Origin of the sequence: Phenylobacterium sp., assembly GCF_030646615.1 — a bacterium.
GTDB lineage: Bacteria > Pseudomonadota > Alphaproteobacteria > Caulobacterales > Caulobacteraceae > Phenylobacterium.
On sequence record NZ_JAUSLG010000101.1, the window covers coordinates 1 to 21284 of the forward strand.

The window sequence follows — 21284 nt, forward strand, 5'->3', positions numbered from 1 at the left end:
GTCCCGATCCCCGGGGCGGCGGAACTGGAGGCCGAACGCGGGGTCGGCCTGACCTATCTCGATCACCTGACCCACAACGTGTTTCGCGGCAACATGGCCCGGTGGGCGGACTTCTATGAGCGGATCTTCAACTTCCGCGAGATCCGCTATTTCGACATCGAAGGCGCCCAGACCGGCCTCCTGTCCAAGGCCATGACCAGCCCCTGTGGCAAGATCCGCATTCCGCTGAACGAGAGCCGGGACGACCACTCCCAGATCGAGGAGTTCCTCAAGGACTACAAGGGCGAGGGCATCCAGCACCTGGCGCTGGGAACCGACGACATCTACGCCGCCGTCGAGACCATGCGCCAGCGCGGCGTCCGTTTCCAGGACACGCCGGAGACCTATTACGACCAGATCGAGGCCCGCGTGCCTGGCCACGGCGAGGACCTGCAGCGCCTGCGAGCCGACCGTATCCTGGTGGACGGCGCCCCGACGCAGGGCCAAGGTCTGCTGCTGCAGATCTTCACGGAGAACATGGTCGGGCCGATCTTCTTCGAGATGATCCAGCGCAAAGGCAACGAAGGGTTCGGCGAGGGAAACTTCAAGGCGCTGTTTGAGTCCATCGAGCTCGACCAGATCCGCCGGGGCGTGCTGCCGAAGAAGGACTAGGGAAGTTTGAGCATGCGGACAGTCGGTCTGGCGCTGGTGCTGGCGAGCCTGATGGCGGGGAATGCGATGGCGCAGCCGAAATGGGCGATCGTGGTTCATGGGGGCGCCGGGGTGATCGCGCGCGCCCACCTGACGCCCGAGCAGGAGGCCGCCTATCGCGCCGCCATGACCCGGGTGATCCAGGCCGGCGGCGAGGTCCTGGCGGGCGGCGGTTCGGCCCTGGACGCCATCGAGACGGCCATCGGTCTGCTGGAGGATGATCCCCTGTTCAATTCGGGGCGCGGGGCGGTCTTCACCGCGGAAGGCCGCAACGAACTGGACGCCTCGATCATGGACGGGGCGACCCTGAAGGCCGGGGCGGTGGCCGGCGTCACTCGCACCCGCCACCCGATCTCGCTCGCCCGGGCGGTGATGGAAAAGTCCCCCCACGTCATGCTGATGGGGGCCGGCGCCGACACCTTTTCCCACGAGACCGGTCTGGAGCAGGTGGAGCCCGCCTACTTCTATACCGAGCGCCGCTGGCGATCCCTGGAGCAGTTCCTGACGCAGAACAACCTGCCGATCCCCGCCCGGCCAGAGGGCGCCGCAGCCCCTGACGCAGCCGCGGGCCTGGCCCATGACGAGGGCAAGTACGGCACGGTCGGCGTGGTGGCGCTCGACCAGGCGGGTCATGTGGCGGCCGGCACATCGACTGGCGGAACCACGGGAAAACGGTGGGGCCGGGTGGGCGACAGTCCGATCATCGGGGCGGGCAACTACGCCTCGGACGCCTCATGCGCGGTCTCGGCCACCGGGACCGGCGAGTATTTCATTCGCCTGACCGTGGCCCGCGAGGTCTGCGCCCTGGTGGAGCACAGGGGCCTCTCCCTGCAGGCCGCCGCCGATGAGGTGATCCAGCAGAAGCTGACGGCCCTGGGCGGCGACGGCGGCGTGATCGCCGTGGCGCCCGACGGCCAGATGGCCTGGAGCTACAACACCTCGGGCATGTATCGCGCCCGGTTGGCTGACGGCGAACCCCTGAGCGTGGGGATCTACAAGGACGAGCCCTGATGGCGACCCGTAACTGGATCCCCGTGCGCGGCGCGCAAGGCGTCCATTCGCGCCAGGCCCATGCCGACCTGCCGGCCGGCACCTATGAGCGCGAGATCTCCAAGGAGGGCTTCTTCGGCCCCGCCGCCTTCCTCCATCACCCCCGGCCGCCCACCGGCTGGACGAGCTTCGAAGGCCCCCTGCGGCCGCGGGCCTTCGACCTGGCCCGCCTGAACCAACCGCAGGCCTCGCCTTGGGAAGCCCCGGTGGTGCTGCACAATGGCGCGACCGAAATCCGCTTCTGGAAACTGGATCAGCCCATGCCGGGCCTGGTCCGCAACGCCGACGGCGACCAGCTATTGTTCGTCCACCAGGGGGTGGGCGACCTGTTCTGCGACTATGGCCGCATCGGTTTTTCGGCCGGCGACTATCTCTACCTGCCGCGGGGGACCATGTGGCGCCTGGCGCCGGCCGAGCCCTGCGCCATCCTGATGATCCAGGCGACCAACGGTCACTTCACCCTCCCCGACAGGGGTCTGCTGGGACCGCACGCCATCTTCGACCCGGCCCTGCTGGACACGCCGGTGATGGACGAGGCGTTCCGGGACCATCAGGCCCAGGATGGCGAGACCGCCGTCGCCATCAAGAAGCGCGGCCAGATCTCGACCGTGACCTATCCTTACAACCCCCTGGACGCGGTGGGCTGGCATGGGGAGCTGGCGCCGGTGCGCCTGAACGTGGCCGACATCCGGCCGGTGGCCAGTCATCGCTACCACCTGCCGCCCAGCGCCCACACCACCTTCCTGGCCGACCGTTTCGTGGTCTGCACCTTTGCGCCACGGCCCTTCGAGACCGATCCCGGCGCGCTCAAGGTGCCATTCTTCCACAACAATGACGACTATGACGAGGTGCTCTTCTACCATGCCGGGGACTTCTTCAGCCGCGACGGCATTGATGCGGGGATGATGACGTTTCATCCCTCCGGGTTCACCCATGGCCCGCATCCCAAGGCTCTGAAGAACATGCTGTCCCAGCCGAAACCCGCCACCGACGAATATGCGGTGATGATCGACACCCGCGACCCGCTGGAGGTGGGCGAGGCCGCCGGCCTGGTGGAGAACCCCGCCTATGTCGATAGCTGGAAGGTCCGATGAACGCCGCCGTTCACGATGACCTGGAGGCTGCGGCCCGGGAGGAGCTGGTGCAGGCCTGCGACCTCGGCTGGCGGGCGCTGGCGCCCTGCACCCCCTGGGGCGACACCTTCGAAGGCTTCAGCCCCCAGGGCCGGCCGGTCTGCTTCGAGCGCAACTACATGTGGGAGGCCGCCCCGGGCGGCGACATCCGCGTGGAGGTGCATGTCTATGAAGCCAAGGCCTTCGAGGCCGGCGTCCGACTGGTCCAGACCTTGATCCAGGAACAATCCTGAGCCCCCAAAAGCGGAGACCCCAAGATGAAGCTCGCCTCGCTGAAGTCCGGCCGTGACGGCCGTCTCGTGGTGGTCTCCAACGACCTGGCCTGGTTCACCGATGCGGCCACCGTGGCGCCGACCCTGCAGGCCGCCCTCGACGACTGGGACCGATGCGAGCCCATGTTGCGGGCCCTGGCCGAGAGCCTCGAACATGGGGGCGTGCCGAAGGACCGCTTCCACGAGCACGACGCCGCCAGCCCCCTGCCGCGGGCCTATCAGTGGGCCGACGGCTCGGCCTATGTGAACCATGTGGACCTGGTGCGCCGGGCCCGCGGCGCGGAGATGCCCCAGAGCTTCTGGATCGATCCGCTGATGTATCAGGGCGGCTCGGACGGATTTCTCGGACCCCGCGATCCCATTCCGCTGGCCGACGAGGCCTGGGGCTGCGACCTCGAGGCCGAGGTGGCGGTGATCACCGGCGATGTCCCGCAAGGGGTGAGCCCGGCCGACGCGCTGAACCATGTGCGCCTGGTGCTGCTGGTCAATGACGTTTCCCTGCGCAACCTGATCCCCGATGAGCTGGCCAAGAGCTTCGGCTTCTTCCAGTCCAAGCCGGCCTCGGCCTTTTCGCCCGTAGCGGTCACCCCCGATGCGCTCGGCGAAGCCTGGCGGGACGGCCGTCTGCACGGCGCGATGGAGGTGGAGCTGAACGGCCAGGTGCTGGGCTGCGCCGACGCCGGCGTCGACATGACCTTCGACTTCGGGACCCTGATCGCCTATGCGGCCAAAACCCGGGCGCTGGGGGCCGGCACGATCATCGGGTCTGGAACGGTGTCGAATCGCGGCCCTGACGGCGGTCCAGGAAAATCGGTGGCCGAGGGCGGCGTCGGCTATTCCTGCCTCGCCGAGGTGCGGACCATCGAGACCCTGGCCCATGGAGAGGCCAGAACGCCCTTCCTCAAGGTCGGCGACACGGTGCGGATTGAAATGCGCGATGGGCGCCGACACTCGATATTCGGCGCCATCGAACAGGAAGTTCAAGCTCCATGACCCTACAGACCAGGCCAGAACCGGCCGACGCCGCCGGCCTGCAACTGGACGCCTATCTGCCCTATCGCCTGTCGGTGGCGTCCAACGCCGTGAGCCGGCTGATCGCGCGGGCCTATGAGGACCGCTTCGGCCTGACCATCCCCCAATGGCGGCTGGTCTGCGTGCTGGCCGAGGACGGGCCGATGAACCAGAGCGCCCTGGTCAGCCGCACCGGCATGGACAAGGTCACCGTCAGCCGGGCGGCCCAGGGCCTGATCAAGCGCCACCTGCTGGAACGCACGGAGAACGATCGGGACGGCCGCTCCCACGTGGTGGCCCTCAGCCTCGAAGGCGTGCGGCTGCACGCCGAGATCGCGCCCCTGGCCCTGGCCTATGAGGCGGCCCTGATCTCAGGGCTCGATCCCAGCGAAGTCGCCCTGCTCAAGCGACTGCTGATGCGACTTCAGGGCGCCGCCGGCGTCCTGGCCGGCGAGACGTCGAGTCCGGCTTAGCCCCAGCCCAGCGCCACGGCCCCGTGATAGACGCCCATGGCCGCCAGATAGGCCAGGGTGATCATGTAGGCGAACATCACGGTGGGCCACAGCCAGCTGTTGGTCTCGCGCTTCACCACCGCCAGGGTCGGGGCGCATTGCGGCGCGAACACGTACCAGGTGAGGAAGGCCAGCCCCATGGCCAGGGACCAGTCGGCCGAGAGGGCGCCGGCCAGGGTGCCGACCTGTTCCTCGGCGTTGGCCACCGCATAGACGGTGCCCAGCGCGCCGACGGCGACCTCCCGGGCGGCCATGCCGGGGATGAGGGCCACGGTCATCTGCCAGTTGAAGCCGATCGGGGCGAACAGGGGGTGGATCAGGTGGCCGAGGCGCCCGGCGAAGCTGTAGTCGATGGCCGGCCCCGTGGCCCCTTCCGGCGGATAGGGGAAGGTGGACAGGACCCAGATCAGCACCATCAGCGGCAGGATGATGCGGCCGGCCCGGTTCATGAAGATCGACGCCCGCTGCCACAGATTGCGCAGGACGCTCTTGGGGTCAGGGGTCTTGTAGGTCGGCAGCTCCATCAGGAAGGGCTCCACCTGGCCGCGCCAGAAGAGCCGCCGGGCGATGAAGGAGATGGCCAGCGCGCTGGTGATGCCGGAGACGTAGAGCCCGAACATCACCAGTCCTTGCAGGCTGGCGAAGCCCCAGACCGTCTGGTTGGGAATGAAGGCGGCGATGATCAGGGTGTAGACCGGAATCCGCGCCGAGCAGGTCATCAGCGGCGCCACCATGATGGTGGTCAGGCGATCGCGCTTGGAATCGATCACTCGGGTGGCCATGACGCCGGGAATGGCGCAGGCGAAGGACGACAGCAGCGGGATGAAGGCGCGGCCGTGCAGGCCGGCCCCGCCCATGATCTTGTCCATCAGGAAGGCGGCCCGGGCCATATAGCCGAAGTCTTCCAGGAGGATGATGAACAGGAACAGGATCAGGATCTGCGGCAGGAAGACCAGCACGCTGCCGACGCCGGCGATCAGGCCATCGACGATCAGGCTCTGCAGCAGGCCGTCCGGCAGCACAGCGGCCACCAGGCCGCCCAGGGCGGCGATGCCGCCCTCGATCCCGTCCATGAGCGGGCCGGCCCAGGCGAACACCGCCTGGAACATGACAAACAGCAGGGCCAGCAGGATGGCGAGGCCGGCCACGGGATGCAGCAGCACGGCGTCGATCCTGCCGGTCAGGGTGTCGGGGCGTTCAGCCGGCCGCACATGGGCCTTCATCAGCCGCTGGGCTTCGGCGTGCGCCTGCCGAATCTCGGCGGGGCTCGGCTCATGCCAGGTATTGGCGGCTTCCAGCGCGCCCGAATTCGCCAGGGCCTCGACCTTGGCCTCGATCTGGGCGACCAGATCCTCGATGCCGCGCTTGCGGGTGGCCACGGTGGTGACGATCGGGGCGCCGATGTCGCGGGCCAGGCCCTCCAGGTCGATGCGCAGGCCCTGGCGCTGGGCGATGTCGAACATATTGAGCGCCAGCACCATCGGCCGGCCCACCTGACGAAGCTCCAGGATCAGCCGCAGCACCAGGCGCAGATTGGTGGCGTCGGCCACGCAGACCACCACGTCGGGGGGCGTCTCGCCCTTGAGCTGGCCAAGGATCGCGTCCCGCGTCACCGCCTCGTCGGGGCTGCGCGCGCGCAGGGAATAGGTGCCGGGCAGGTCCAGCACCGTGACGGTGCGGCCGCTGGCGGTGGTGATGGTCCCTTCCTTCTTCTCGACCGTCACGCCGGCATAGTTGGCCACCTTCTGGTGGCTGCCGGTCAGGGCGTTGAACAGGGCGGTCTTGCCGGAGTTGGGGTTGCCCACCAGGGCGATGCGGGCGCTCGCCGTGCTCATCGGGCGTCTCCGGTCAGGCGAAGGACGATATCGACGGCGTCCTTGCGGCGCAGGGCCACCCGCATGTCGTCCAGCCGCACGGCGATCGGGTCGCGGCCGATAGCGCCTTCATGGATGACCTCGAGGACGGCGCCCTCCACAAAGCCCAGCTCCAGCAGGCGGCGCTCCAGTTCGTCGGCGCTGAGGCCGCGATGATCGACATCGGGGCGCACATGGACGCTTGCGATGACCCCACGGTCCCCCAGCCGCGCCTGGCTCAGCCGCACCTCGCCAGGGTCGGACTTGGGATCGGCGGCCAGAGCCGAGACAGGGGTAAGGTGGTCCATAAGCAATTCCAGGGCCTGAGGCGAAGGATGGCGCGCGCGGGCGCCATGTCTGCGAACGATTATCAGTTACGGATGACCCGTCGGCGATGCAAGCCCTGTCACCCCGTCAGGACGATTCACCGCCCTCCAGCCCACATTGACGCGACGGCCGGCGCCGCTAGATTGCGCCACCCGCGGGCCCCTGTGGTGGAATTGGTAGACGCGCCGCACTCAAAATGCGGTACCGCAAGGTGTGTCGGTTCGAGTCCGACCGGGGGCACCAGACCTTGGGCGTGATGGCCCGTTAGCTTGCCCCAAAGACCAGCGGCACGGCGATCAGGGCGATGGCCGAGATGGCGACCACGCCCATGAGGTTCAGCCACAGGCCGGTCCGGCTCATCTGCGCGATGCTGATCAGGCCGGCGCCATAGACGATGGCGTTGGGGGGCGTCGCCACGGGCAGCATGAAGGCGCAGGACGCCGCCAGGGCCAGGGGAATGGCGAACAGCAGCGGGTCGACGCCGATGGCCAGGGCCAGCGCGCCGCCGATCGGCAGGAAGGTGGCGGCCGAGGCGGTGTTGCTGGTCAGTTCGGTCAGGAAGATCATCGCCAAGGTGACCATGACCACCAGGGCCGCCACGGGCCAGGCGCCCAGCACCCCGAGCAGCTGGCCCAGCCAGGTGGCCAGGCCGCTGCCGGATATGGCGTCGGCCAGACTCAGACCTCCGCCGAACAGGGTGAGAACGCCCCAGGGCAGGCGCTTGAGTTCGGCGTCGGTGACCAGCCGCTCGCTGCGGACGCCGGCGGCGGGGATCAGGGCCAGGGCCACGGCCGCGGCGATGGCGATCCCGGTGTCGGTCAGCCAGGGGGCGAAGGGGGTGAGCAGGGGGCGGAAGATCCAGGCCCCGGCCGCCAGGGCGAAGATGACCGAGACCCGCTTCTCCGGCCCGGTCATCCGGCCGAGTCTGGCCCGCTCCTCACGGAACAGCACGCCAGCTTCGGGCAGGACCAGCTTTACGGGGTTAAGCTGCGTCAGCACGACCCAGGCGGCGCCCAGCAGGATCAGCGCTACGGGCACGCCGACGATCATCCACTGGCCGAAGCCGATCTCAACCCCGTGCTCCCGGGCCATATAGCCGGCCAGTAGCGCATTGGGCGGGGTGCCGATCAGGGTGGCGACCCCGCCGATACTGGCGCCATAGGCCACCGCCAGCAGCAGGGCGACGCCGAGATTGCGATAGGAGACAGGATCCTCGCGGCCGCCATGGTCCTCGGCCAGGGCCAGGACGGCCATGGCGACCGGCATCATCAGGACGGCGGCGGCGGAGTTGCTGACCCACATGGAGACCAGGGCGGTGGCGCCCAGCATGCCGGCCACCAGCCGACGGGGCGTGGCGCCGGCGGCGGCGGCGCAGCCCAGCCCCACACGCTTGTGCAGGCCGCACCGCTCCATGGCCGCCCCCAGGACGAAGCCGCCCAGGAACAGGAAGATCACCGGATCGGCATAGGGGGCGGCGGCCTCGCGGATGTCGCTGACGCCCAGGGCCGGAAACAGAACGATCGGCAGCAGCGCGGTGGCGACCAGAGGCGCCGCCTCGGTGATCCAGAGGATGGCCATCAGGACGGTGACCGCCGCCACGGGGCGCACTGCGGGATCAGGGCCAAAGTCCGGCGCCATCAGGATCGCCCCGAAGGCGAGGAGGCCAAGGATCAGCCCCGCCAACCGTCGGCGCGCCTGACCCGCCGCCTCATCACTCGCCCCAGCGTCCACTTGCGTTCCCCCCGCTCGGCCACACGTCTGGCGACCTGAAACGCCGCCAATATGGGCTATGCCGCACCTGTGACGCCAGGGGGGGCGGCGGCGCGCGATCTTCGTGGGCGTCGTGCTAGACTGCCGCCCTAGGCTGGCGGCGCCCTGACGTGATCCTCACGAGGCGAAATGGACGAAATCTCCGATACGGCCGGAACGACACAAGACGTCGCGTCCGACGACCTGTCTCGGCTGCTCCTGCAGTGCGCGATCCCCCACTTCGTCCAGGGGGTGGCGACCCTGGAGCACTTCGGCGGCGGAGACGCCCTGAGCGGTGTCCTGGCGCTCTCGATTATCGAGGCCAATGTCCGGCATATCGTCCGTGACCCCGTCCTGGCCCTGCGCTACGCTGGCGTGGACAACCCCCCGCCGGACGATATCCGCCGCCCGATCAGCGTCGGGGCCCTGGCCGCCTCTTTCAGCATTCCCTATGACGCCGCGCGGCGCCGAGTGGCCGATCTTGAGGCCCGGGGCCTTTGCCGCCGGACCACCCGAGGGGTCTATATCCCCGCCGTCGCCCTTGAGACCGAAGCCAACCGTCAGGCGCTGGGGCGCAGCCTGGAGACGGTGCGCGCCCTGGCCGCCGATGTCCGCGCCGCCGCCCCCGACTTTGATCTGACGGGGGGCGCCAAGCCCGTCCCAGGCATCACCGCGCCGATCTCCCAGGAGCGGCTGGCCGCCCGCTTCACCGCCGAGTACGTCCTGCGGTTCGCCGAACGCCTGACCCGCACCACCGCGGATTTCGGCCGAGGCATGATCCTTCTGGCCATCCTCGATGCGAACTACCAGCCGCTGCGCGAGAACCTGGAGGTGGCGCGGCGCTATGCGTCGGTCCGACGGCCGCCGCCTGACGACCTGCTGGCGCCGATCAGCGTCCTGGCCCTGTCCAACACCCTGAAGCAGCCGTTCGAGACCACCCGCCGCAATGTGAACGTCCTGATCCGCACCCAGCGCTGCGTCCGGACCCCCAAGGGAATCATTGTCCCCGCCCAGGCGTTCAACACCCGCCTGGCCCGCGAGGTGCTGACCGGACACCTGTCGGACATCCAGCGGGTGTTCAGCGCCATGGCGCGCCTGGGGGTGACCTTCGGCTGACCGTCGGCGGCCCGTGGCGGGCGACCGGCCCCGCGGCCAGGATAGGATTGAGGCGCGCGATTGACGGCGCCGTGGCCAGGGGCCATGGGCTGTCCATCGTGACCATGGCCTCCCCCCCGCGTCCCGCGCCCGAACGCCCGGCTTCCAAGATCGGCCTGGGGGTGATGCTCCGTGTGGCGGCCATGGCCTGTATGGCGGGCCTGTTTGGACTGGTTAAGGTGGCGTCGGAGCGCGGCGTGCCGATCTTCGAGACGCTTTTCTTCCGCAACGCCTTCGCCTTCATCCCCATCGCCATCTACATCCTGCGCACCAGCGGGTTCGGGGTTCTGCGCACCAGCCGCCCGGGCGCCCATGCGGCCCGGGCCATGGTCGGGTTGACCGGCATGATCGGCGGCTTCGTGGCCGTGTCGCACCTGCCCCTCACCGAGGCCACGGCGCTGTCGTTCTCCGCGCCCCTGTTCATGACCGCCCTGTCGGTCCCGCTGCTGAAGGAGGCGGTGGGGCCGCACCGCTGGGCCGCCGTCGCCGTCGGCTTCGTCGGCGTGCTGATCATGATCCGACCAGACCCCGCCAACATGGCCAATATCGGGGTGATCTTCGCCCTGATCGGCGCCGTGGGCTCGGCCGGCGCCATGATCACCATCCGTCAGATCAGCATGACCGAGCCGGGGCCGCGGATCGTCTTCTACTTCACCCTGGCCGGCGCCGTGGCGGGCCTGGCCAGTCTGCCCTTCGGCTGGATCATGCCCGATCGGGAGACCTTCGCCCTGTTGGCGGTCATGGGCCTGCTGGGCGGTGTGGGCCAGCTGCTGCTCACCGAAGCGATCCGCGTGGCGCCGGTCGCCGTCGTGGCGCCCTTCGACTACACCCAGCTGGTCTGGGCCAGCCTGTTCGCCTTCCTCGTCTGGGACGAGCTTCCCCGCCCGCTGACCCTGGTGGGCGCCGGCGTCGTCGCCGCCAGCGGGATCTACATCCTCTATCGCGAGACCATTCGCCGTCGCGAACCACGACCCTAAGTCTTCCGGAAGTTGATTCTACACGACAAGTTGCGCCAGCGCCGAGGTCGCCCGCATTGACGGAACATCGATATGGGAAGACTCTACGGACCTCGTCGGCGCTGGGTCGGCGAATTTCATTGAGGGAGGTCCCGCCATGCGCCGTGGACTTTCATGTCTGGCGGCTGCGACCGCCCTGACCTTCTGCGCCGGCGCGGCCCAAGGGGCGGTGACGGTCATCGGCGGCGGCATGGCCGAGGCCTGCTCCAGCGCCGCCGTCAACGGGGAGTCCGACGAGAAGTTCGAGGCGTTTTGCGACGTCGCTCTGGAGACCGAGTTCCTCAATTCCCGCGACCGGGCCGGTACCTACGTAAACCGCGGCGTCCTGCGTCTGCGACGCACCGCCTATGTGGGCGCGGTCAAGGACTTCGACCTGGCGGTGAAGATGAAGCCGGATTTGGGCGAAGCCTATGTGAACCGGGGCGCGGCCTATATCGGCCAGGAGCGCTACGCCGACAGCATTGTCGAGATCAACCGGGGCCTCGAGCTTGGTGTCGAAGAGCCGGCCAAGGCCTATTACAACCGCGCCCTGGCCCATGAGGGCCTGGAAGACGCCAAGTCCGCCTATTTCGACTACCAGAAGGCGGTGGAACTGGCGCCGGCTTGGACGGCGCCCGCCGAGCAGTTGGCCCGCTTCACCGTCACCACCCGGGCGCAGGCGAACTGAGCGGAGCCGCAGGGCCTGTGGCGCGTTGAGGTTCCTGAGCCTCAACGGAGCCTTCCTCCATGCGCCCTGTGACTTTCGCCACCCGCTCGGGTTTCTTGGGCCTCGCCCTGATGGTCGCGGCGCCCGCCGCCGCCCAGAACGCCTATTATGACCATCAGCTGGGTGTTCTTCAGGCCCAGCAGCAGATGGAGCGCCAGCGGTCCGTGGCGCTGGAGAACGAGTTCAACGCCCTGAGCGCCCAGGTCCAGACGGAACAGGCGTTGGGCGCCCTGCGCGCCCAGCGCCAGCCGCCGGCTGTCCCTTCGATCCAGCCGCGGCCGGCCGGGGACGTCGCCGAACAGCCCGCCCTCGACCTGCCCACCACGCCCGACGCCCGCCTGGACGCCTCCAATGCGCGGGTGAAGGCGATCCTGGACGGTTCAAAGTAGGCGTCGCCCTGCGATCAGGTCATGGTCGCGCCTCAGAGCGCCTTCCGATAAGTGGGAACCGGTTATCGGGACAAAACGCGCTCAGGACTTAGAGTTTAGAGCCTGATGCGATCAGACGGTTCGGGTCGATCGCATCAGGCTCTAAGACGAATTCGGAGACGACCACATGCGTTGGCGGGGCGGACGGCGTTCGGGGAACATCAGCGATCGCCGGGGCATGGGTCCGGTGGCCGGCGGCCTGGGGGTGGGCGGCGTCGTCCTGGCGCTGATCGGCTATTTCGTCTTCGGCATCGATCCCACCACCACGCTGAGCGTCGTCAATGGGGCCGGTGAGCCGGCGGGGGCCAGTTCCGGCGTGCGCGGCGCGCCGGACGACGAGGCTGGCCAGTTCGTCGATGTGATCGAAACCTCCACCGCCGAGGTCTGGACCGAGGTCTTCGCCCAGGCCGGCCAGACCTATGAGCCCCCGGCCGCGGTGGTGCTCTACGAGCAGTCGACCAACACCCGCTGCGGGACGGGGCAGGCGGCCATGGGTCCCTTCTATTGCCCGGCCGACCGAATGGTCTATCTGGACCTGTCCTTCTGGGATGAGCTGGAGAACCGCTTCGGGGCCGAGGGCGAGGCGGCGCGGGCCTATGTGATCGCCCACGAGATCGCCCATCACGTCCAGAACCTCACGGGCCAGATGGACAAGGCCCAGCGCTTAGGCGCGCAGGGCGCCGAGAGCGGGGCGGTGCGCCTGGAGCTGCAGGCCGACTGCTATGCCGGCGTCTGGGCCGCCCGGGCCGAACGCGCCTCCGGCGGGGCCGTGGCCCTGGGGCCGGACGATATTGCGCAGGGCCTGGCCGCGGCCTCGGCCATCGGCGACGACACCCTGCAGAAGCAGAGCCAGGGCCGCGTCGTGCCCGACGCCTTCACCCATGGCTCCAGCGCCCAGCGGATGGCCTGGTTCAGGACCGGGGCCCAGACCGGCGACCCCAACGCCTGCGACACCTTCAGCGCCGCCCGACTCTGACCCGCTCAGATCGGCGGCGGCGGCTCAAGCTCAAGACAGACGTCCACGCAGCGCCTCGCCAGCAGGTCGCCGGCGTCGAGGAAGGGGACCTGGACGTCGTCCGGTGAGAGCACCAGGGGCGCCTCGGTGCAGCCGGCGATCAGGGTCTCGGCGCCCTCGGCCACCAGTTCGCCCGCCATGCTGGCCATCTCGGCCCGGACGCGGGGCGACAGGTCTCCACCCTTGATGCGGTAGAGGAGGGCCATGAAGGCCTCCTGCCGCTCGCCGGCCAGGGTCACCAGGCCCAGGCCCCGGGCGGCGAGATACTCCCGATAGAGTTTCAGGGCGCCCTTGGTGCCAAGCACGCCTACCCGGTGCGCGCCGGTGTCGGCGGCGGCCTTGGCGGCGCCCCCGATCATGTCGATCAGGGGCAGGCCGCTGGCGCGGGCGATCAGATCGGCATGGGCGTGGGCGGTGTTGCAGGGCATGGCCAGCACCTCGGCGCCGCCGCCGGCCAGGGCCCCGGCCATCTCGGCCAGCACCGGCCCGGCCCCGGCGCCGGCCACGTTGCGGTCGGGAACCTGCGGGTTCAGGTCCATGAGCACGCGGATATGGTCCTGGTCCCGCTCGGCCGGAGTGTAGGCCTGCAGCCTGCCGAGAAAGTCCAGGGTGGCGGCCGGTCCCATGCCCCCCAGAACCCCGAGGATCAGGCTCATGCCAGCCTGCCTTCCAGTTCGCTCTGATAGCCGAACAGGCCCTGGGCGCCGCCGGTGTGCAGGAAGACGACGGTCTCGCCCTTGAAGGCGCCCTTGGCGCAGAGGTCGATCAGCCCCTTCATCGCCTTGCCGCTATAGACCGGGTCGAGGATCAGGGCCTCGGTGCGGGCCGCCAGCTTCAGGGCGTCGATCACCGCCTGGTCGATCAGGCCATAGCCCGCGCCCACATAGTCGCAATTGGCGGCCACCATCTCGCGGGTCACCCGGCCCTCCTGGCCCAGCAGGGCGCAGGTCTCCTGGGCCAGCTTGAACACATTGCCCTCCTGCATCGCCTGGGGCGCGCGGACGCCGATCCCGAGCACCGGGATGTCGGCGCCGATCACCGCCAGGCCCGCCACGAGGCCGGCCTGGGTGCCGGCGCTGCCGGTGGCGGTGACGATGCGGTCGATCTTCAGGCCCATGGCGTCGGCCTGGACCACCAGTTCCCGGGCGCAGTCGGCATAGCCGAGCGCGCCGACGGCGTTGGAGCCGCCGCCGGGGATCACATAGGGCCGGCCGCCGCGGTCGCGCACCGCCTGGGCGGTTTCCTCCAGGGCGGCGTTCATGTCGCTGCCGCCGGGCACGGTGCGGATCTGGGCGCCCAGCAGGCGGTCGAGCAGGACATTGCCCGAGCCGTTGTAGTCGACGGCCTCCGAGCCGGTGCGGGCCTCCAGGATGATCTCGCAGGCCATGCCCATCCGCGCGGCCGCCGCGGCCGTCTGGCGGACGTGGTTGGACTGGATGGCGCCCTGGGTGACCAGGGTGTCGGCGCCGCGGGCGCGAGCCTCGCCGACCAGGAATTCCAGCTTGCGCGTCTTGTTGCCGCCGCCGGCCAGGCCCGTGGCGTCGTCGCGCTTGATGAACAGGCTGAGGCCCCCCAGCGCCTCGCCCAGGCGGGGCGCGCCTTCCAGCGGGGTCGGCAGATGGGCGAAACGGGCGCGGGGAAAACGGGCCAGGTGCATGATCGGGCTCCTCGATGAACTGAAACTTGCCCTAGCACGCGCCTCCCCGCGCGTCTGCGCCCAGCCGGTGTCGGTGGTCAGGGGATCAGGATCGGGGCGGCCACCAGACCCAGTCCGACGATGCTGACCAGCCAGGCGAGCGAACGGATGCCACGGACCCCGAAGGCGTAGAGCGGCACATAGGCCACCCGGGCCCAGAAATAGACCTGCGCCCCGATGGCGGTCAGCTCGGAGGCCCGGCCGGTCACGTGGACGATCAGCACCGCGCCGATGAACAGGGGCAGGGTCTCGAACAGATTGGCCTGGGCCCGCTGCAGCCGGTTGGCGCGGGGGTTGAGGGGCGGCATCTCCTCGTCCCGGGCGCCGGTGTTCCACTTCAGCCCGTATTGCGAGGTGCGGGCCATGTCGAAGAGCAGGATCTGAACAAAGGCCAGGACCAGTGTCCAGGCCAGCATGACGAGTTCGATGGTCAAGTGACGTCCCCCAGGCTTGCGGGCCGCAGGCTGCGGTCCTTCGGCCCAGGGGACGCTCACGGGCGGGCCGCCGTCAAGGACGACCCAGCGTCAGCCTCCATGGCGTTTCCGTGCGATCAGCCCCCGAACCTGCGGGTGAAGCGCACCCCGATCGCCCGGGGCGGCAGGACATAGGTGTAGTAGCTGCGCACATAGACGCGGTCGCCGTCCCCGTCGAAGACCGGCTGGTTGTACTGGCTGGTGGCCCGCGCGCCGGTCTCGGCGAACTCGTTGAACAGGTTCTTCACATAGAGGGTGGCGGTCCAGACGTCGGTGCTCAGCGACACCGCGGCGTTGTGGACCTGATAGCCGTCCAGCGTCAGGCTCTCGGCCCGGCCGCCGGTGCGGGTCAGCACGTCGCCGAGCGCCGTGACGCCATAGTTGACGCCGAAGTCCATGCCATTGGCCAGCGGCCGCTCATAGTCGATGAACAGGCTGCCCTGGTGCTCCGGCGAACCGGGCAGACGGTCGCCCGGCATGCCATCCTCATAGGTGATGGTGCCTTGGAAGCCGGGGGGATTATAGCGCGGCACCAGGTTCGGCGTGACCTCGGTGAGCTCAGAGGTGTTGTAGGAATAGCTCCCGCGGACGGTCAGGTCGCCAGTGACCTGGCCGATGAAGTTGATCTCCATCCCCTTGGACTCGGCCGCCGCGCCGTTCTTGGTGATGGGGATCAGGCCGTTCTCCGTCGCGGAGGAGACCTGCGGATCGCTCCATTCGATGAAATAGGCCGAGCCGTTCAGGGTCAGGCGATCGTTGAACAGCTGGGTCTTCAGGCCGACCTCATAGTTCAGGGTCTTGTCAGGCTGATAGGCCAGTTCGTTGGGCAGGGCGCAGCTGATCTGGTTCGTGGGCAGCGGATCAGGGCAGGGACCGACGCCATTGGAATTGCCGATCCGGTAGCCTTCGCTGACCGTCAGATAGCCGAGGATGTCGTCGGTGAACTGGTAGGAGGTGTTGAACTTGTAGAGCCAGCCGTCGTCCTCCTGACCGCCGGGCTCGAAGGCGAGGGTGATCTCGTCGGGCGCCGCGCCGAAGAACACGCTGTTGAGCAGCGGGAAATCGACAGCCTGGAAGGTCTCCAGCTCATAGGAATAGCGCCGTGCGCCGACCGTCACCTGCCAGGCCGGCGTGATCTCGTAGGAGACCTCCCCATAGATGGCCTGCTCCTTCAGGTCGTTGAGGTTGACGTTATAGTATTCCAGGGCGTCGGGCCGCTCGCCGCCCAGCCATTCGGCGTAGCCCGGCGTGAACTCCTTGCTCGAGGAATTGGAGTCGAGTTCGTAGTAGAAGCCGCCGAGGATCCAGCTGAACGGCCCCTCATGGTCCGACACCAGCCGCACCTCCTGGCTCAGCACCTGCTGGCCCGCCTCCTCCTGGGTGTAGGCGGTGAAGGTCGGAAAGGCCTCGTAGCTGTACTCCAGGCTGATCAGCAGGTCGGTCTGGTCGCGCTGGCCGCGCTCGGTGTAGCGCGACTTGCCGGTGGATGAGGTCAACTGGGCGAAGCCCAGGTCGGCGGTGACTTCGAGAGCCAGAAGCTCGTTCCAGCGCTTGTTGGGCTCCAGAACACGGCTCGCCGCCTCATAGTCTCCGGTCGCCAGCGTGCTGCGGCGATGGCTGATCTGGCGGGCGCCGACATCCTTTTCCTGGAAGTGATAGGTCAGCGTGCTGTCCAGCCAGTCGGTGGGCGCCCAGCGCGCCGCCAGCCGGCCCGAGGTGACCTGCTCGTAGTTCGCATCCTTCTCGTGTCTCAGGTTCTGAGACACCGCCGTCGGGTCGCTGAAGTCGGGGTCGGGGTCGGAGATGCCCGGCTGCTGAACCAGGAAATTGTAGTCGATGAAGCCGCTGTCATAGAGGCGGTCAAACGAGGCGCGCAGGGCGAAGGTGTCGGTGATCGGCGCATTGAAGGTGACGCCGAGGTCGGTGGAGAGGGAGGCGGCCTCGCTGTACTGATAGGTGTCGGCGCGAACCTCCATCATCGGGGCGGCGAAGCTCGGCTTGTTGGGAATGTAGCGGATCGCGCCGCCCAGGGTGCCGGCGCCATAGAGGGTGCCCTGCGGACCCAGCAGGATTTCTACCCGCTCCAGGTCGTTGGTCTTCAGGTCCACATAGAGCGGGATTTCGCCCACATAGGTGGCCACCGTGCCGCCGCCGGCGGTCACGCCTTCGTCCGAACCCAAGGGGTCGGCGTTGAGCCCGCGGACGATGATCCGGTTATCCGAGCGCGACCCCTGGTCGACGATGTGGATGCCGGGCACCCACTTGGCCACGTCGGAGAGGTCGGTCAGGCCCTGCTTCTGCATCTCCACCGCGCCGACGGCGGCGATGTTGATCGGAGCGTCCTGGACTGTGGAGTTTCGCCGGGTGGCGGTGATGATCAGTTCCTCGACCTCGACGGCCTGGGCGGAGACGACGGCGGGCGTGGCGACGGTGACGGCGAGCGCGCTGATCGAGGTCAGCAGGGCTGTACGCGGAGACAGGTTGAGACGCATGGTTCTTCCCCTCGGCTTTGCTGACAGGCAGGCTGGGGATGGCCGGGACGGGGTCTCAAGGGTGTTGTTGCACCGCAGAACGCAATTATTCAGTATGACGAAAATATGAGCGCGTATGCACTGGTTTGACGGCGCCCCATGACCGCACAGCCTTCCGAGACCCATGCGCAGCGCCTCGCCCGGGCCGAGCGTCTGATGGCCGAAAAGGCCTATGAGCCGGCTCACGCCCTGTGCATGGAGGCCCTGTCCGTCGATCCCGACGCGGCGGGCGCCTGGTTCCTGCTGGGCGTCCTGGCGGCTGATCACGACAATCCCGGCAAGGCCGCCGAACTGTTCGGCCGCGCGGCGGCCCTCGACCTCGACGACCCCCGGGCGCCGGCCCAGCTGGCCCGCTGCCTGATCGCCCTTAATCGCCGGGCCGAGGCCCTGACCCAGGCCCAGGTCGCCGCCGGTCGCGGCCCGGCCGACGCCCTGACCCTCGACACCCTCGGCGTGGTCTACAGCCGGGCCGGCCTGCATGAGCGCGCCATCGGCTTCTTCGAGACGGCCGCCGCTCGGGAACCGCGCAACGCCAGCTTCGCCTATAACCTGGCGGCCTCGCGCCAGTTCTCCGGCGACTTCGAGGGCGCCGAGGCGGCCTACGCCCAGGCGCTCGCCCTAGACCCCAGCCTGCACCGGGCCTGGTCGTCCCGGGTGCAGCTGCGCCGTCAGACGCCCGAGGCCAACTTCATCCCGCAACTGGAGACCCAGTTCGCCGCCGCCGGGCAGGACGCCGACCGGCGCCTGCACCTGGGCCACGCCCTGGCCAAGACCTACGAGGATCTGGGCGAGCATCAGGTCGCGCTGGACTGGCTGATCAAGGCCAAGTCCGCCAAGCGCCGGCAGGTCGGCTATGACCGCCGGGCCGACGCCGATCTCTTCGCCGCGGCCAAGGCGACCTTCGGGGCCGGCGACGTGGCTGCAGGCGATCCCTCCGACCGGCCGATCTTCATCGTCGGCCTGCCCCGAACCGGCACCACCCTGGCAGACCGCATCCTGTCCAGCCATCCGCGGGTGACCTCGGCCGGCGAGTTGACCAATTTCGGCCTGATCCTCAAGCGGATGACCGGCTCGCCCGGCGCCTTCGTGCTGGATGAGACGACCCTGGAGGCCGCATGTGAGATCGACCTGCAAAAGGCCGGCGCGGCCTATCTGCAGAGCGTGGCGCCGCTGGTGGCGGGCGAGGGCCGGTTCGTCGACAAGATGCCGCTGAACTTCGTCTATGCCGGTCTGATCCATCGCGCCCTGCCACAGGCGCGGATCATCTGCCTGCGGCGTCATCCCATGGACGCGGGCCTGTCGAACTTCCGGCAGCTCTTTGCGACCGGCTTTTCCTATTACGACTACGCCTATGACCTGGCCGACACCGGCGCCTACTATGCGGGCTTCGACCGGCTGGCGGCCCACTGGCGCGCGGTCCTGCCGGCCGATCGGTTCACCGAGCTCGCCTATGAGGACCTGGTGGCCGACCAGGAGGGGGAGACCCGGCGCATCCTCGACTTCTGCGGCCTGGACTTCGACCCCCGCTGCCTGGCCTTCCACGAGAACGCGGCGCCTGTGGCGACGGCGAGTTCGGTGCAGGTGCGCAGCCCGATCTACGCCAGCTCCATCGGCCGGTGGCGCAAGTACGGGCCGGGCCTTGCGCCCCTCCGCTCAGCCCTGGAGGCGGCCGGGATCCAGATCGAGGATCAGGGGCGCTGATCGTTCGGCAGGGCGGCGACCTCGGCGGCGTTCAGCTTGCGCACCTGCTGGATCAGGCAGGGCGTGGCGCCGATCGGGGTGGACACCTTGATGTCCAGGTCCATGCGGTCGCAGACGATGTCCGATCCGCCCGAGGGGATCAGCACCAGGGGATCTGAGCTCGCCGTGCTCAGGCAGGCGTTGCGCATGTCCATGCGGAATACGTCCTGCGGCCCCACGCTGGTGCGGAACAGCACCGTGCTGCGGTCGACGATCTTCTGGCCGCGAATGCCGCTGATCCGGAAGCAGGCGCGCTCGCTGTTGGGCGCCGTGGCCGACGTCATGACGCCTGGCCCTGAGGCCGCCTGCTGACCCGGCGTGCCGGCCGCACAGCCTGCGAGAGTCAGGGCGGCGAGGGCGCCGATCGGCGCTGCGAAGTTCAGTTTCATGATCATGATAGCTCCTAGCACCCACAACCTACGGCCGCCTGCGATGTTCCATACCGGTTTTGCGAGCCATTGCGGCCAAACCGGGGCGTTCGCCCAGCCCCTTGGCGCGACGCCACGTCGCGACTAGAGTTGGGTTCGTCCTCGGGGGGCCGCGCTTGGGCGGCTGAGAGGCGGGTGAGCCCGCGACCCGTAGAACCTGATCCGGGTCATGCCGGCGAAGGGAAGGGAGAGCGCCATGGCGCGGGTCTTGGATTCGACACGACTGACCGCCCGGATTCTCGGGCCTTTCCTGGCTGTCGCCGGTGCGGCGGCAGTGCTGCGCCGTGACGATCTCCTGATCCTCATCGAAGGCTTCCAGGGCGACCCGGCCCTGACCTTCGTCACCGGCATGATGCTGATCCTGGCGGGGCTGGCCCTGATGGCGGTCCATCAGCGCTGGCGCACGCCGGCCGAGATCGCGCTCAGCGTGACCATCTGGCTCCTGACCCTGCGGGGCGCGTTTCTGATCTTCGCCCCCAGCGTCATCTTCGACCTCGCCGACAATGTCATCGCCTCCACGCCCCTGGTGGTGGCCGCAGGCCTCGCCGCCGTCGGCGTCGGGGTCTGGCTGACCTTGGTCGGCTATCGCCGCGCGGCCGGCTAGGCCGCTCCCACCTCTTGATGCTCTTCCGCAAGGCTCGCCCATGAACAAGCCGCTGACGCCAACCCTCGACGCCGACGCCATCCCGACCGGGGAACGACCGGGGTCAAAGAAGGTCTATGAGGCCGGTCGGCTCTGGCCCGACATCCGCGTGCCCTTCCGCGAGGTGGCCGTTCATGAGAGCGCCGGCGAGCCCCCCGTGACCCTCTATGATCCGTCGGGACCCTATACCGACCCCACCGCCAGCATCGACATCGACAAGGGCCTGCCCCGCACCCGCGAGCCCTGGGTGGTCTCCCGCGGCGATGTCGAGATCGTCGCCGAGCCGCGCAACGTCAAGCCGGAGGACAATGGCTTCGCCCGCGGCGCCCACCTCGCGCCGGAATTCAGCCAGCCCCGGCGGGTCTATCGGGCTCGGCCCGGCGCCAGCGTCACCCAGATGGACTATGCCCGCCGCGGCATCGTCACGCCGGAGATGGAGTATGTGGCCATCCGCGAAAACCTCCGCCGCAAGGAGGGCGAGGCCTTCATCCGCGACGGCGAGGATTTCGGCGCCTCCATCCCCGACCTGGTGACCCCGGAATTCGTCCGCGACGAGATCGCCCGCGGCCGGGCGATCATCCCGGCCAATATCAACCACACCGAGCTGGAGCCGATGGCCATCGGCCGGAACTTCCTGGTCAAGATCAACGCCAATATCGGCAATTCGGCGGTGCTCTCCACCGTCGCCGACGAGGTGGACAAGATGGTCTGGGCCATCCGCTGGGGCGCCGACACGGTCATGGACCTGTCCACCGGCCGCAACATCCACAACATCCGCGACTGGATCATCCGCAACAGCCCCGTGCCCATCGGCACCGTGCCCATCTACCAGGCCCTGGAGAAGGTGAACGGCGTC

22 protein-coding genes, 1 tRNA gene and 1 riboswitch are annotated in these 21284 nt (G+C 68.8%); of the genes, 15 read left to right on the forward strand and 8 right to left on the reverse strand.

All coding sequences use genetic code 11. The annotated features are described in order from the left end of the window. The 6 genes from hppD to Q7S93_RS18275 form a co-directional block, all read left to right on the forward strand. On the forward strand, positions 1–651 hold a 651-nt coding region (gene hppD / locus Q7S93_RS18250), incomplete at its 5' end, for a 4-hydroxyphenylpyruvate dioxygenase (RefSeq protein ID WP_304716138.1). A gap of 12 nt (positions 652–663) precedes the next feature. Next, positions 664–1701: an isoaspartyl peptidase/L-asparaginase family protein gene (locus Q7S93_RS18255; protein ID WP_304716139.1), complete on the forward strand. Its 1038-nt coding sequence runs from the start codon at positions 664–666 to the stop codon at positions 1699–1701. Beyond that, entirely contained in the window at positions 1701–2834 is a 1134-nt protein-coding gene (locus tag Q7S93_RS18260) for a homogentisate 1,2-dioxygenase (RefSeq protein ID WP_304716142.1), read from the forward strand. Before Q7S93_RS18255 ends, Q7S93_RS18260 begins: the two co-directional genes overlap by 1 nt. Then, a complete protein-coding gene (locus tag Q7S93_RS18265; protein ID WP_300578535.1) occupies positions 2831–3106 on the forward strand; it encodes a hypothetical protein in 276 nt (91 codons plus the stop codon). The genes Q7S93_RS18260 and Q7S93_RS18265 overlap by 4 nt, the downstream gene beginning before the upstream one ends. Positions 3107–3130: 24 nt before the next feature. After that, positions 3131–4138 (forward strand): fumarylacetoacetate hydrolase family protein, encoded by a 1008-nt coding sequence (locus Q7S93_RS18270; protein ID WP_304716147.1) that lies wholly within the window; start codon positions 3131–3133, stop codon positions 4136–4138. Next, a complete protein-coding gene (locus Q7S93_RS18275) occupies positions 4135–4629 on the forward strand; it encodes a MarR family winged helix-turn-helix transcriptional regulator (protein ID WP_304716154.1) in 495 nt (164 codons plus the stop codon). Before Q7S93_RS18270 ends, Q7S93_RS18275 begins: the two co-directional genes overlap by 4 nt. Here Q7S93_RS18275 and feoB read toward each other — a convergent pair. Together feoB and Q7S93_RS18285 are read right to left on the reverse strand one after the other, a co-directional pair. Continuing rightward, positions 4626–6503 carry a ferrous iron transporter B gene (gene feoB / locus Q7S93_RS18280; protein ID WP_304716158.1) on the reverse strand — a complete coding sequence of 626 codons (1878 nt, stop codon included), beginning with the start codon at positions 6501–6503 and terminating at the stop codon, positions 4626–4628. The genes Q7S93_RS18275 and feoB overlap by 4 nt on opposite strands. After that, a complete protein-coding gene (locus tag Q7S93_RS18285; protein ID WP_304716164.1) occupies positions 6500–6829 on the reverse strand; it encodes a FeoA family protein in 330 nt (109 codons plus the stop codon). Before Q7S93_RS18285 ends, feoB begins: the two co-directional genes overlap by 4 nt. Before the next feature lie 177 nt (positions 6830–7006). On the opposite strand from Q7S93_RS18285, the gene Q7S93_RS18290 reads away from it, so the two are divergent. Then, positions 7007–7091, forward strand: a tRNA-Leu gene (locus tag Q7S93_RS18290). A gap of 21 nt (positions 7092–7112) precedes the next feature. On the opposite strand, the gene Q7S93_RS18295 is transcribed toward Q7S93_RS18290, so the two are convergent. After that, complete coding sequence (locus Q7S93_RS18295; RefSeq protein ID WP_304716165.1) at positions 7113–8531, reverse strand: SLC13 family permease; 1419 nt, start codon at positions 8529–8531, stop codon at positions 7113–7115. Positions 8532–8747: 216 nt separating this feature from the next. Between Q7S93_RS18295 and Q7S93_RS18300 the strand changes: the two genes are divergently transcribed. From Q7S93_RS18300 to ypfJ, 5 genes are all read left to right on the forward strand, one after another. Next, the gene (locus Q7S93_RS18300; RefSeq protein ID WP_304716167.1) at positions 8748–9713 is read left to right on the forward strand and encodes a hypothetical protein; all 966 of its coding nucleotides are present in this window, start codon (positions 8748–8750) and stop codon (positions 9711–9713) included. 47 nt (positions 9714–9760) lie between these two features. Further along, positions 9761–10729: a DMT family transporter gene (locus tag Q7S93_RS18305; RefSeq protein ID WP_304716170.1), complete on the forward strand. Its 969-nt coding sequence runs from the start codon at positions 9761–9763 to the stop codon at positions 10727–10729. 136 nt (positions 10730–10865) lie between these two features. Beyond that, positions 10866–11435: a tetratricopeptide repeat protein gene (locus Q7S93_RS18310; RefSeq protein WP_304716173.1), complete on the forward strand. Its 570-nt coding sequence runs from the start codon at positions 10866–10868 to the stop codon at positions 11433–11435. A gap of 59 nt (positions 11436–11494) precedes the next feature. Further along, positions 11495–11863: a hypothetical protein gene (locus tag Q7S93_RS18315; protein ID WP_304716177.1), complete on the forward strand. Its 369-nt coding sequence runs from the start codon at positions 11495–11497 to the stop codon at positions 11861–11863. Between the two features lie 166 nt (positions 11864–12029). Then, positions 12030–12878 (forward strand): KPN_02809 family neutral zinc metallopeptidase, encoded by an 849-nt coding sequence (ypfJ, locus tag Q7S93_RS18320; RefSeq protein ID WP_304716181.1) that lies wholly within the window; start codon positions 12030–12032, stop codon positions 12876–12878. Positions 12879–12883: 5 nt separating this feature from the next. Here ypfJ and Q7S93_RS18325 read toward each other — a convergent pair whose 3' ends face one another. The 4 genes from Q7S93_RS18325 to Q7S93_RS18340 all read right to left on the reverse strand — a co-directional run bounded on the left by Q7S93_RS18325 (position 12884) and on the right by Q7S93_RS18340 (position 17578). After that, complete coding sequence (locus Q7S93_RS18325; RefSeq protein WP_304716184.1) at positions 12884–13573, reverse strand: aspartate/glutamate racemase family protein; 690 nt, start codon at positions 13571–13573, stop codon at positions 12884–12886. Further along, on the reverse strand, positions 13570–14574 hold the full coding sequence (locus Q7S93_RS18330) for a D-cysteine desulfhydrase (protein ID WP_304716185.1): 1005 nt from the start codon (positions 14572–14574) through the stop codon (positions 13570–13572). The genes Q7S93_RS18325 and Q7S93_RS18330 overlap by 4 nt, the downstream gene beginning before the upstream one ends. 77 nt (positions 14575–14651) lie before the next feature. After that, positions 14652–15047 (reverse strand): MAPEG family protein, encoded by a 396-nt coding sequence (locus Q7S93_RS18335; protein WP_304716188.1) that lies wholly within the window; start codon positions 15045–15047, stop codon positions 14652–14654. Between the two features lie 116 nt (positions 15048–15163). After that, the gene (locus tag Q7S93_RS18340; protein ID WP_304716192.1) at positions 15164–17578 is read right to left on the reverse strand and encodes a TonB-dependent receptor; all 2415 of its coding nucleotides are present in this window, start codon (positions 17576–17578) and stop codon (positions 15164–15166) included. Positions 17579–17716: 138 nt separating this feature from the next. Between Q7S93_RS18340 and Q7S93_RS18345 the strand changes: the two genes are divergently transcribed. Further along, a complete protein-coding gene (locus tag Q7S93_RS18345; protein WP_304716195.1) occupies positions 17717–19318 on the forward strand; it encodes a tetratricopeptide repeat-containing sulfotransferase family protein in 1602 nt (533 codons plus the stop codon). Here Q7S93_RS18345 and Q7S93_RS18350 read toward each other — a convergent pair. Then, on the reverse strand, positions 19306–19752 hold the full coding sequence (locus Q7S93_RS18350; RefSeq protein WP_304716198.1) for a DUF6491 family protein: 447 nt from the start codon (positions 19750–19752) through the stop codon (positions 19306–19308). The genes Q7S93_RS18345 and Q7S93_RS18350 overlap by 13 nt on opposite strands. 126 nt (positions 19753–19878) lie before the next feature. Beyond that, a riboswitch (TPP riboswitch) is annotated at positions 19879–19986 on the forward strand. Between Q7S93_RS18350 and Q7S93_RS18355 the strand changes: the two genes are divergently transcribed. Beyond that, positions 19982–20389 carry a hypothetical protein gene (locus Q7S93_RS18355; protein WP_304716200.1) on the forward strand — a complete coding sequence of 136 codons (408 nt, stop codon included), beginning with the start codon at positions 19982–19984 and terminating at the stop codon, positions 20387–20389. It overlaps the preceding riboswitch by 5 nt. Before the next feature lie 40 nt (positions 20390–20429). Continuing rightward, positions 20430–21284, forward strand: an 855-nt coding sequence (locus Q7S93_RS18360; protein WP_304716201.1) for a phosphomethylpyrimidine synthase ThiC, incomplete at its 3' end; no start/stop codon positions are given.